This window comes from Marinicella sediminis (genome assembly GCF_002000055.1).
Taxonomy (GTDB): domain Bacteria; phylum Pseudomonadota; class Gammaproteobacteria; order Xanthomonadales; family Marinicellaceae; genus Marinicella; species Marinicella sediminis.
On sequence record NZ_MVBD01000008.1, the window covers coordinates 212,518 to 226,162 of the forward strand.

Below are 13,645 nucleotides of genomic sequence, written 5' to 3' on the forward strand. Positions count from 1 at the left end.
CAGCAACAACCTGAATTCAGTTCAACAGCAGTACATTGGGTACCAACTGTGGATTTTTGATGTGCAGTATCTGATATGCCAGACCGGGTGACCCAACCATCAAGCCAGGATCGAATTGATTAAATGGCATGCCGTTTTTGAGTCCGGTTCGGCTGATCTGTTGAATAACCTGGTCCAATCGTTGATGTAAATGCGCCTTGTTGAAATCAGCCTCAGGGCAGCTGGTCAACATATTCAGGTAGTGCAATATACTGGCGTCTCCGTGGCACAATGATTGGTTGTGACCCAATGCATCAACGGCCTTTTGAGCCAGGCGTGCATGGGGTAACTCGTTTAAAGAAGCTTGCTGCTGAAGGTCATGACTGGCCATGGCCACGCCCAGACCGCCATTACACCAGGCAAACATCCCATCACAACAATCGTGGCTGACCCGCAGGTCGCGGAAATGCAGTGTTTCAGGGTCAAACAGGCTGGACTCAAATGACCATGCCCGCCGGATGATGTCGGTGTGGGTATTCAAGTGCAGATACTGATCGTATTGACCCAGGGCAAAAGCAATGCCAGTTACGCCATGCGAAAAACCACCCAACATGTTTCCGTCAGCAATCGGATTGGGCCAGCCTACACCACTTGTATGAATGACTGCATGGGCTCTGAGGTGCCGGGCACAATGCCCTGCCACCGATAAAAAAGCCGGATTGCTTGTCAGCCTGTGAGCGGTCAATGCCGCCAACAGGCAGCCAGCTGCACCATGCATGACATCAAAATGCGGGTCCTGGTCAATGTGCATTTCAATGATTCTGGAAAAATCAGAGAGGTGTCTCAATAAACGTTGACTGCCGGTGGCATGCTGAATCTGAGACAAACTGTACAGTACGCCTCCCATACCCACAAAACCGCCAATGTGCTGAAAGCGAATGGCTGGTAATTTATCGCCCAGGTATTCAGCGGTCAGCTGCACTTTGCGTAACAGGTCAGCATCCTGATAGACCTGTGCATAGGCCAGCAAATACAGCAGTGATCCGAGGTTGCCATTGAACAATTCAAACTCCTTTTTACTGTTGATGGTCCACTGGGTTTCATTGATCATTTCCAGGTTTTTCCAATGTAAAATGTGTCCGGACTGGTGGGCACAGGCCAACAGTTCACTGGTAATGTGGTGACAAAAGTCATCGGCGGACTGGATGTCTGGACAGTCAATCGGTTGACTGTGTTGCAATGCTTCGCTGGTGTGCATACTGGCCCGTATTAACCAGTGTTGGGCACGGCGGTCCTGCTCACTCAGGCGGTGCAAGGTGTGGTCGATTCTTGCCAGGGCAGGGTGATGGAAGTAGTGATTGATGACCTGACCGTTACCGGTGAATAATTGTTGACTGTTTGGCTGAAAGTAGAAAATTGGAATGTTGGCGGATTTGAGGCAAGCTGACTCATACCTGATGACTTGCCTGAGGTGACCCATGCTTTGTGTCATGACCCATAATTTTTCCTCAATAAAAAGGTCTCTTTCAGTCTGGTTTCTGAGGAAATCAGGATGTTGCAGGCATTTGACCAATTGGTGATAGGTGTCGGTAGGTCGCAAGATACAGCGGTACTTCATTTGACTCAGCTCCATAAAAGCCAGGTTGTCAGACAACCAGTCTGGATGAGTCAGAAAAAAATCATACAGCACATCAAATCCATTGATCAGATGTGCTGTGATCTCACCGACACTCAAGTCATGACTCTGCAAATGAGTGACTGATGTGGTGATGTCACTGGCAGTGTATCGCATGTCATCACGGCGTTGATTGACCAGTTGGCCCATTGGTAGATCAATGCGCTGATTGGCCCTGAAGCCGAGGGCACTGACATCCATGCCCTGTTTTTGACCGGCAAACATGGTTTTTTGTGGCAACATCATGGAGTCCAATACCGTGTGAAATGATTGTTCCAGGCTTGGGTCGTCACATTGCTGTTCAGTTCCGTGTTTAAAGTTGACATGAAATATGGACTCCAAATCCACCAGCACCGGGTGTTCACCATGGGCTATGATGTTTTCATGGTGAAAATCCCCTGAATTCAAAACATACAGTAAAGCCAGGTAATGTCCCATTCTGTGGTAATAGCGGCCTGCCTGCTGGTCGTTTTCAGTGGCCACTTCGGTGATGTATTCAGTCCAGCCATGACTGTGAAGGTTGAGCAGTTGCGGTGACTTCAGCTGAACATGGCTTGCGGCGTTCAGGTCCGTGAGCAATTTGCCAAACCATTGATCCACCGACAATGATCTTGGTTTATAGACCAGTGTCAGGTTTTCAAAGTGGCAAATTCTGACTGATCTTCCCTGGTTGTGTGCGTCACCTTGTTGGGCGCCAAAGCGCCTGAATTGACCTGGCTTGCCAAACTGCACACACAGTGCTTTGTGGTCGCGGCTCAGGCGGGCCAGAAACTCAGTGTGCTGTTCAATAGATTGTTCAGTCAGGCAAACCAACTGTTCCAGTAACAGAGGGTATTCATCGAAAACTGACTGTATGATGGCGGGGTTTTTCAGTTGTTCAATGAACCATTGAAATCGTTCTTCACTGCATGTTCCCTGCAGTTTGTTACTGACCCTGGCCACGTTCAATTCAAGGGTGAGGGTGGGGGTAATGAGATCAATCAGCAATTCGGTTAATTCCTGTTCAAACAATGGCAGGTAATCCGTCAATTGAACACAATCAACCGGCATAGAGAAGATCGGCTCACAGGCTTTGCTCAATTGCCTTTGGGCGTTGACCAGTATGAAGTCAACCAACTGACAAAAAGGGTTGTCAAATGTACGCGCGTCTTCTGCCCGATAATCATTGTGCAGAAAACGCAACCAGTGCTGAGCAGTTTGACTGTGTTGGTGATTGTCATTGAGGAACATCGACTCAAAATCTGTCAGGGACAATTGGTTGATGCTCAGCCACTCACCAAACGCCTGTTCATCATTAAAAGGGTACAGGCTTTTGTATTTGTTGTATTGATAAGTGTTAAACGGCTGCTTCTCAGCCATGTTGTCCTTTTGCATGAGCCTTCTTGGTTTCATTCAGTGAGGCAAATTGTAGAGCCGGTTGTCAGAAGCCAGTGATCAAAAATCGGGCAAAAAATCTTAAAAAATGGTCAAAAAAAACACACATTCCGGGAAAAAAACATCATTTTCCGATCATTGTGTTGCAATCTCTTTGTGAATAAATATGCTGTTGAGTCAAGCATCACTGGGATGTGAAGCACATTCAGGAATCCAGCTGAGCATTCGGTTAGGATGAAGTGCGTAATATAGATTGATATAACAGTTAAAGGAGTACATATGAACCATCAAAGAATGATGAAAATAGCAACAATGGCTTTCCTGGCCACTGGTTTCAGCTTACCTGCCAATTCTGAACCCGGTGAGCCGGAACCCAGCGGAGTGGTATGTAGGTACCACAACGATATATTTGCCATCAGAGCAACCCATGCGTATTGCGTGGCTAAATTTTTGGCGGATAACCCGGGTTATCCAAACACAGGTGTTCAGGGAATTGGTGGTCATGGGCCGTCGTCGGCCGTTGTGCAAGGGGGGCAAAATTTGGATTTGACCTCCACCAACGGTCAGTTGGTTTATGCCACGACATATTTGACCCAGACTGATCACAGTGTAGAAGATTGTGTGACTTCCGAACCCTGGAATTGACTCACAGAGTTTGTTGATATGCCGGTCGTCAGGTCCGGCAATCAACCCCACATAAACAAATGAGCCTTCAACCATTGGAGATAAGTATGAACCCCCCCAAATTGATCTTGCTGATGATGTTTGTATGTTTGGCCATTGGCTTCAGTTACCGTTCTCATTCGGGTCCGGGTGAACCTGGTGAACCAACCCCCGGTGGGATGGTGTGCAAACACCACAACAGTGCCTATGCGCTGCAGCCCGATCATGCGTCCTGTGTGGCTCATTTCCTGACCACGAATCCAACTTATTCATCCAAAAGTGATCACAGTGTCGAAGATTGCATCACTTCTGAACCGTTTAATTGATTGGTCAGGTGTGTGATAAACATGGCATGATACGGTGATTTTGATTGATGCTGGTTGTCGCGTAATGCATGGGTTGTTTTTTCGCATGATCATGGGGTGGATGCTGTTTCTGGCTGTCAGTCCGTTGGTGCAGGCTGGCAGCTTCCAACACCTCACAACGAGTGATGGGTTGACCCATCCGATTGTCAGGAGCTTTGCTGAAGACCGCGAAGGATTTGTGTGGATTGGTACCTATCAAGGATTGTCACGGTTTGATGGATATCAGTTGAAGGAATTTTTCACCCCTGACAACAAACCATTTCAGCGAGTCAGGCATTTATGGTCAACTGATGGCGTGTTGTGGGTAGGCACACTTGAGTCTGGAGTTTTTTACATTGAATCAGAGCAAGTCAGCCGGCTGGACTTGCCAGGTGTAGAACAAACCGGTCAGCTGCGTGGTGTGGTGGTTCACAATGGCCTGGTGTGGCTGGTGTATGACAAGCAAATCATGGCCATCGCCAAAGACCGCATCAGGCATTCTTTTGATCACCCAATCAAAGCAACCATCACTTCAGTGCTTGGTGCCGGAAAGGATTTCATTTGGTTGGCCACCGGACAGGACGTTTTGCGGCTTAATCTGAATGATCACAGTGTTGAGCAGGTGCCAATCAATGCAGCACAGCTAAACCGGAAACTGCAAGTCCTGCACCGAAGTCTGGATGGTTCTGTTTGGTTGGGCCGCAGTGATGGTGTTTATCAACTCAATGAATCATGTGGTTGTTTTGTGCCTGCCATTGATAAAATCAAAGGAACTGAGATATACAGCCTGGCATCTGATGAACGTTACTTGTGGCTGGGAACTGCCAGACAGGGGCTGATCCAATATGAAATGGAAAGCGGGACTGTGCAACGGTTCAGTCAATCCAAAAACCGTCCAGATGGACTCAATGACAACAGTGTCATCAGTTTGTACACTGGAAGAAACGACATTCTCTGGGCAGGCACCTTTAACAAAGGCGTCAATTTCATGCCCCTTTCCGCCTTGCAGTTTGGTCGCCTGAGGGGCATTGATCTGCCCGCCGGATGCATGCCAGGCGATGTGGTGTTTGATGTACATGAACAGGATGCCGGGATTTTGTGGCTGGGCACTGACCGTGGCCTGGTGTTCAATGATGCCAATACGGGTGTTTGCCATCTGTTTCAGCACAATGCGCAGGAACCGAACTCTCTTTCGGCTAATTTTGTGTATTCCTTTCTGGTTGACAGCCAGCAGCAAAGCTGGATTACCACTTCCCGGGGTGTGGACCGTTGGACGGCTGATCGGCCAATTTTTGAACGTCAGTCTTTTCTGCCTTCCATGGGGGTGTTTTTCATGGCGGAGGTGCTGCCAGACCAATTTTTCCTGGGAACCAATGATGGCTTGTTTCTGGCTGATACCAAACAGCGTTCTGCGGTCCGGCTGACTGATGACTTTCAGCAACAACCTATGTTTTACCATCATGTCAGGGATGCATCAGGTCAACATTGGTTTGGCTCAACCCAGGGGATGTTCCGTTGGCACAATGAAACGCTGGTACCTGAAACCATTAAAAGCGATGAGCAGTCGCCCATCGTCAATATCACCGGTCTGGCGACTGATGGTCGCGGTGGTTTGTTGATTGCCGCAGATCAGCGATATTTGTTATCCCGCAGTGCCAGCGCTGAAGTCACCGATCACAGCCTGATCATACATCGCTTGTATCCGCAAGTCTCCATTTATGATATCCACCATGTCAATGATGGATGGTATTGGATGTCCAGTGATCAGGGCTTGTTCAGGGTTAACCTGCACAAGGCAGATGTCCATTTGTTCAAAGAATCAGATGGCTTACAAAGCAATGATTTTTTGAAAATTTCCAGTCACCTGGGACAATCTGGGCGGTTGTATTTTGGTGGCAGGCAGGGATTGAATGGATTTGATCCGGCTGACATTCAACTGAATCAGGTGGCTCCACAAGTGGTGATCACTCAATTGTCACAGCTGAACAAGCCAGTGATGCCTGGCGACAGGACACTGGGTGGTGAACAGCTGAGCAAACCAGTGAATGAGTTGCACAACCTGCGTTTGGGTCATCAGGACCTGGCAATAGAGTTTGAATTTGCCGCGATGAATTTTGCCGATGCTTCGCGCAATCAATATGCTTATCGCTTGTTGGGCTTTGACCCGGCATGGAATTTGGTTGAGGCGACTGAGCGGAAAGCCAGTTACACCAATCTAAAGCCCGGCAATTATACGTTTCAGGTCAAAGCAGCTGATAAAGACGGGGTTTGGAGTACCCGGCCAAAGTCATTGAAATTAACGGTGGTGCCCGCACCCTGGTTATCGGCATGGGCTTTCGCGACTTATTTATTCACTTTCATTGTGATGGTGTTTGCATATGTCAGGGTTAATACCGCCAGATCCCGTAAGCGGGCGTTGATGTTGGAGGCCACTGTGGATGAACGCACACGGGAGGTTCAGTCACAGAAACAAATGGTTGAATCCTTGTTACAACACAAAAATGAAGTCTTCGCTAATGTGACCCATGAATTCAAAACTCCCTTGTCACTGATTCTTGGTCCGGTAGAGGAACTGGCGCAAACTGCGCAGACCGAGACAGAACAACAGCATGTTCAGCTGATCAGAAAAAATGCCAAGCGGCTGTTGATGATGGTGGGGCAGATTCTTAAGCTGTCTGAAGCAGAGAATCAAACGGCTGATAACCGTGAATTACAAGATGTGCGGGCCATGGTTTTGATGTTGTTTGAAGCCTTCAAACCCATCGCCGACAGACAAGGCGTCTCATTACGTGTTACTGAAGTTGATCAGGCCACTGTGCTGGCAACCAGTGATTGTCTGGAAATGGTGGTGGGCAATCTGCTGTCCAATGCGCTCAAATTCAGTCAATCAGGTGATGAGGTGAGTATTGGTTCGGCCGTCAGCGGGCAACAAGTCAGTATCTTCGTTGAAGACACTGGCAGTGGCATCAAAGAACAGGATAAGTCACGTGTTTTTCAACGCTTCACAAGACTCGGTCATCAATCTCATGTACCGGGCACCGGGATTGGTCTGGCCGTGGTTAAAGAGTTAACTGAGGCCAATGGCGGAACCGTCAATTTAAGCAGTCAGTGGGGGCAGGGAACGACATTTACTGTGACTTTTCCGTTGGTCATTGATGCCGGAAATGCAGTGACTTCAGGTGAATTGGCAAATCAACTGTCAGCAAATCTGGCGCAGGAATTGACCGCGCCGCAAGTAACCAGGTCAGCAAACTTAACAGCTCACGGTTTGAATGTTTTGATCATTGAAGACAACCTTGATATGCAGGCCCACATCAGCAGGGTGTTGTCTGGGGTCTGCAATACACAGCTTGCAGGGGATGGCAAGACTGGTGTGGCTCAGGCCTTGGAAGCTGTTCCGGACATTGTCATTTGTGATGTGATGATGCCGGAAATGGATGGCTATCAGGTTTGCCGTGTTTTACGCCATGATGAGCGTACTTCACACATTCCCATTATTCTGCTGACGGCCCTGGACAGTAAAGAAAGTCGCATAAAAGGATGGCGGGAGAACATTGATCACTACGTAACCAAGCCATTTGATGCCTTGGAGTTGCGTTATAAAATTCAATCAGTGATTAACATCCGTGCCATTTTGCAGCATAAAACCACCATTCAGTTTAATCGCCGGCAATCCCTGGACAACCTTGATTTGCCCAAACAGGACGTCCGGTTTTTGAAAAAATTCAAGCAACTCATCAGTCAACATCACAACACGCCCTCATTAAACCGGTCCGAAATGGCTTCCTTGATGGCAATGAGTGAAAGTCAGCTACAGCGAAAAATCAAAGCATTAACCGGTCAGGGTGCTTTGGACATGTTGCGCGAATACCGCTTACAACAAGCCGCCATGCAACTCAAAGATGGCAATCAGGTGGGTATTGTCAGTGACAATTGCGGGTTCAATACGGTTTCATACTTTGCCAGTTGTTTCAAAAAACGTTATGGAGTCACCCCTAAAAAGTATCAGCAACTGAATAAACCAAAGCCTGCTGATGAGTAATCCGGTCCGATCGGTGAAGCGATCATTGTGACAGAGGTTTTTGGTGTTAAAATGAACATTTTATCCGGGTGTGATGTTGATGAATGATGAGCAAATGAATGATGTGATCACTTTTCTGCAATTCTTGCAGGACGACATTTGTGAACGATTGGAAAGCGCAGATACTGGCAGCAGGTTCATAGAAGATGCCTGGCAGCACGACAATGGCGGTGGTGGCCGGACCCGGGTGATGAAAGGTGAGGTTTTTGAACAGGCCGGGGTTAATTTTTCTTATGTCAAAGGCGATGCTTTGCCTGCCGCTGCAACAGCCAAAAGGCCGGCAATGGCTGGTCAGGGGTTTGAAGCCTCAGGAGTGTCATTGGTGGTGCATCCTGACAATCCATTTGTGCCAACATCACATGCCAATGTGCGGGTGTTTCGCACCATCCCCAAACAGGGCGAACAGGCGCACTGGTGGTTCGGTGGAGGCTTTGATCTGACTCCGTATTACCCCTTTGACGAGGACATCATTCACTGGCATCAGGTGGCACATGATGCATGTGCTCCTTTTGGTGACGGTGTTTATGAAGAATTCAAAGCCTGGTGTGATGAATATTTTTATTTGCGTCACCGTCAGGAAACCCGCGGCGTTGGCGGCTTGTTCTTTGATGACCTTAATCGATGGGATTTCGATACCTGCTTTGCTTTTATCAAAGCCATCGGGCAGGCCTATTGTGAAGCTTACATCCCCATCGTCAACAAACACAAAAACAGTTTGTTCGATGATGAGCACAAACAATTCCAGAAATACCGTCGTGGCCGCTATGTGGAATTTAATCTGGTTTATGACCGGGGTACCTTGTTTGGTTTGCAATCCGGTGGGCGCACTGAATCGATCCTCATGTCGTTGCCACCTGAAGTTTCTTACCGCTATAACTATCAACCAGAGTCCGGGACCCAGGAAGCCAGATTGTATGAATACCTGAAACCGCAGGATTGGCTGAAAAGCAAAGGTCGGTAATTAAATGATCCTCTGGATCATTCCTTGGTGCTTGTAACACTTGTGTGAACCATCAGTAACCGCTAATATATTAAGTCAATGGGGTTGGTCCTGATTCGGGGCTGAATATCCAATTGATATAATAAAAAGAGGTTAAGCATGAAATTTCGCTGGATGCTACTATTGATGGCAGTTTGGTTGCCGGTTTACGGCAATGAAGTCATTGAGCAAGACTCATTTCCTGAGCACATTCCCTTCTCCGTCTCACTACCTGAACAGCTGAACATCAATCCGCAGGGGTCACTGGTTGAGCTGAGTTATTATGACGCCAGCGCCAGCCGGCAGCTGTATCGGGAACTATTCACCGCAGTACAGGTGGATGATCATCAGTTGGCCATCAAACTGGGCAAGGGCCGTTTCATCGAAGGCGATTATTCATCGGTACAGGCCCTGGCTGCGAACCACCCTGAATTCAGGGTGGCCATTACCATTGATAAACAAGCACTGAAACCATACGTCGGAGTCAAGCCTGCCGGGCATTCCATTGAGTCTATGGCGATATTGGCAGGCGTGAAATCAACGGAGGATCAATTACACTGGAAAGGCTATCAGGCAAAATCAACACACTCTACTGTGCAACAAGTTACGCTTGGCATCGATAAACTGACAGGCAATGAGCAAATAATTGCCCGGAGTCCATACACCCTTGAAGTCATTGGCCCCAAAATGTCAAAACCAATGAAAAGCTTTCCAGTGGCAGTATCCAAAGCTTTTCAAGAGCAGGAAATCAATAGCCTGAGGCATGAATCGCTCTATGACAAAGAAGGCAATTTATTTGGTACCGTTTCGCCCCAGCAGGATGATCCACTGGCCCCTAAATCAGCACAGAATCCGGGAGGTTTTCTGACCCCATCACCGAGTGCTAACTTCCCGGGAATGCCAAATATTTCTGGCTTTTATCCACCTGATATTGAAGGTGCAGTGGGACCTGATCATTATGTGCAGATGGTGAATTCAACTTATCAGATTTTTGATAAGATCACGGGCGCCAGTGTAGCTGGTCCATTCACCAACAACACCTTATGGAGTGGGTTTGGTGGAGGCTGTCAAAATAACAATGATGGTGACCCCATTGCTTTATACGACGAAATGCATGATCGGTGGATTCTGACTCAATTTTCGGTCAGCACCTTGCCTCGCTCTGTCTGTTTCGCAGTTTCACAAACCGGTGACCCCACTGGTGATTATTATCTTTATGAAGTGATTGCCCAACGATTCCCGGATTACTACAAATTGGGACTGTGGAATGTCCCTGGTAACACCGCCATCTTTATGGGCACCAACTCAGGCCAGCAGAATCAATACGATGTGTATGCCATCGATTATGAAAACATGCGCCAGGGGTTACCAGCCAATCCATCGCAGTTTTTTCAAAACTATCCCAATTTGTTGATGCCAGCTGACAGTGATGGGGCATCGCCGGCTGCGAATACTCCTGGGTACTTTTATACCATCCGCGATGGTGGTGAACCATACTTTGGATCACCGCCCAATGACAGCATCGATATCTATGAGTTTGTTGTGGATTGGGATACACCGGCCAACACCACTTTCACCTTGGCACAGGTGATCACCAATGCCGATGGATTGACAGATTTTAACTGGACTGTGTGTGGATTTTTTGTGTCCAATTGTTTAGAACAACCAGGTACAGCTGTTTTGATTGACAGCAACTCCTGGTGGCCGCAACAACGCCTGCAATTCAGAAATTTTGGAACGTATCAGACTCTGGTGGGTGCCTGGGGCGTTAATGCCGTGCCACAGCCAGCCAAACGATCAGCCATTCGTTGGTTTGAATTGAGAAAGAACACCGCCGATCCAAACTGGACTTATCGTCAGGAAGGCACCTTTACCCCTGATACGGATCACCGCTTTTCGCCATCTATTTCGATGGATGCCTCTGGTAACATCGGACTGGGGTATACCGTCACTTCAACCACCACATTTCCTTCAATCCGCTACACAGTTCATGACAGTGCGGTGGATCCACTCGGGTTTATGGAACCTGAAGTAACCATGGTGGCAGGTACCGGTTCGCAGACTGGGAGTGCCGGTCGTTGGGGCGACTATGCATCCATGGATGTAGACCCTGTTGATGGTTGTACTTTCTGGTTTACCCATGAATATATACCGGTAACCAGTGGTGCCAGTTGGCAAACCCAGATAGGGTCTTTTAAGGTACCCAGCTGTGAGTATTATGATGTGCTGCCAGATGACAGCGAGATTCAAGTATGTAAAACCGTTGGTTCGGCCAGTTTCGATTTGACCCTGACGCCTGATTTCGATGCCACCACGAATCTGACTCAGGTGGGGTGTCCAGCAGGAGCCAATTGTTCATTCAGCCCCAACCCGGTGGTTGATCCGGTGAAGGACGCCACTTTGAATCTGACTTCACTGAACAGTGCAGGTGGCGGGACTTACCCCATCACAGTCACCGCGACCGACAGTGTTGATAACAGTAAGACTGCAGATGCAGATTTGCTGCTGACTTTGTTTGACGGTACGCCGGGAACTCCAGTGCTGTTTTCTCCTGCAGACGGGGCTTTTCAGGCAACGCTCACGCCTGAATTGTCCTGGGGAGCGGTCAGTGACCAACAGAACTATTTGCTCGAAGTGGCTGATTCTGATGATTTCAGCAACATCGTATTTTCTACAGGTACCGGTGGTTTAAGCGCCACCACAAGCACCCTCAATGAATCAACCTGTTATTGGTGGAGGGTCACGCCAGATAACTTGTGTGGTAACGGTATCAGTTCTTCGGCCTCCACTTTTTATACCGGAGCTACCCTCAATACGGCCAACTTTCCCAGTACTGATGTACCGGTAACCATACCGGCCGTTATAGCCACCATCACTTCAGACCTCACCATTGCCGGGGTGGGAGTCATCAATGATGTGAATGTCAATACCCTGGACATTACCCACACCTGGGTCAGTGATTTAACCATTGACCTGACCTCCCCACAAGGTACCACAGTGCGTATTATGAACGTGGGTTGTACCAATCGCGATGACGTACTGGTGACACTGGACGATGAGGCAACCCCCGGAACCTGGTCCTGCAACCCGGCACCTGTTGGTCAGGGAGGCACTTTTCAACCATCCAACCCTTTGGCGGCTTTTGATGGCGAGGATGCCGATGGTACCTGGACATTGACAGTCATTGATTCGTTTAATTCAGATGGTGGATCATTGGACGGTTGGGGGCTGAGCTTCCAGGCCTTCAGTGACCCGGGTGATCAATGTCCTGCCACCAATATTGACCCCACGGCAGTTGATGACAGTGCCACGGTTGACGAAGACGATCCTGCCACCACCATAGATGTTCAGGCCAATGACACCGATCCTGACGGTGGAATTAACACCATACAATCGGTGACTCAACCGGCCAATGGGGCGGTGGTGATCACCAACGGTGGTGCGGATCTGACCTATCAGCCGGATGCCGATTTCTGTAATGACGGTACCCCGACTGATGATTTCACTTATACCCTCAACGGTGGTTCGGTGGGCACGGTGGCAGTTACTGTCAATTGTGTGGACGATGACCCGGTTGCTGTGAATGATTCAGTGACTGTAACTGAAGATGACCCGGCAACCACCATTGATGTGATCAGTAATGACACCGATGTGGATGGTGGCAGCAACACCATCCAATCGGTCACCCAACCGGCTGACGGTACCGTGGTGATCACCAATGCCGGTGCGGATCTGACCTATCAGCCGGATGCCGATTTCTGTAATGACGGTACCCCGACTGATGATTTCACTTATACCCTCAATGGCGGTTCGGTGGGCACTGTGGCCGTGACCGTAACCTGTGTGGATGATGATCCAAACGCGGTGGATGACACCGCCACAGTGACCGAGGACGATCCGGCGACCACCATTGATGTGATCAGTAATGACACCGATGTGGATGGTGGCAGCAACACCGTTCAATCGGTCACTCAACCTGTCAACGGTACCGTGGTGATCACCAATGCCGGTGCTGACCTGAGTTATCAGCCGGATGCTGATTACTGTAATGATGGTACACCGACAGATGACTTTACGTACACCCTGAACGGTGGTTCTGCGGGCAATGTGGCTGTTACCGTCACGTGCGTCGATGACACACCTACCGCGGTGAATGACACCGCCACCATCACAGAGGATGATCCGGCCACCACCTTTGATGTGCTGGCCAATGACAACAATGCCGATGGTGGGCCGATCACCATTGATTCGGTGACTCAACCAGGCAATGGTCTGGTGGTGATCACCAACGGTGGGGCTGATCTGACTTATGCGCCGGTGGCGGACTACTGTAATGATGGGGTGACCACTGATGACTTCACCTACACATTGAACGGTGGTTCAGTGGGTACCGTGGCTGTTACGGTCAACTGTGTGGATGATGCGCCTACGGCTAACAACGATGCGGCCACGGTAACCGAAGATGATCCGGCAACCACGGTGGATGTGCTGGCCAATGACAGCAATGCCGATGGTGGGCCGATCACCATTGATTCGGTGACTCAACCAGG

General features: G+C 48.9%; 6 protein-coding genes. 5 read left to right on the forward strand and 1 reads right to left on the reverse strand.

Annotation, left to right across the window (positions count from 1 at the left end):
* Positions 1 to 16: 16 nt before the first annotated feature.
* Positions 17 to 3,028: a type 2 lanthipeptide synthetase LanM family protein gene (locus B0475_RS12535; protein WP_157892931.1), complete on the reverse strand. Its 3,012-nt coding sequence runs from the start codon at positions 3,026 to 3,028 to the stop codon at positions 17 to 19.
* A 279-nt stretch (positions 3,029 to 3,307) separates the two neighbouring features.
* Between B0475_RS12535 and B0475_RS12540 the strand changes: the two genes are divergently transcribed.
* The 5 genes from B0475_RS12540 to B0475_RS12560 form a co-directional block, all read left to right on the forward strand.
* Entirely contained in the window at positions 3,308 to 3,673 is a 366-nt protein-coding gene (locus tag B0475_RS12540) for a hypothetical protein (protein ID WP_157892932.1), read from the forward strand.
* A gap of 86 nt (positions 3,674 to 3,759) precedes the next feature.
* Positions 3,760 to 4,017 carry a hypothetical protein gene (locus tag B0475_RS12545; RefSeq protein WP_077412205.1) on the forward strand — a complete coding sequence of 86 codons (258 nt, stop codon included), beginning with the start codon at positions 3,760 to 3,762 and terminating at the stop codon, positions 4,015 to 4,017.
* An 85-nt stretch (positions 4,018 to 4,102) separates the two neighbouring features.
* Positions 4,103 to 8,077: an ATP-binding protein gene (locus tag B0475_RS12550; protein WP_198538247.1), complete on the forward strand. Its 3,975-nt coding sequence runs from the start codon at positions 4,103 to 4,105 to the stop codon at positions 8,075 to 8,077.
* A gap of 79 nt (positions 8,078 to 8,156) precedes the next feature.
* Positions 8,157 to 9,077 carry an oxygen-dependent coproporphyrinogen oxidase gene (gene hemF / locus B0475_RS12555; RefSeq protein ID WP_077412221.1) on the forward strand — a complete coding sequence of 307 codons (921 nt, stop codon included), beginning with the start codon at positions 8,157 to 8,159 and terminating at the stop codon, positions 9,075 to 9,077.
* A 138-nt stretch (positions 9,078 to 9,215) separates the two neighbouring features.
* Positions 9,216 to 13,645 (forward strand): Ig-like domain-containing protein (locus B0475_RS12560; RefSeq protein WP_157892933.1); only part of this gene is annotated, 4,430 nt, incomplete at its 3' end.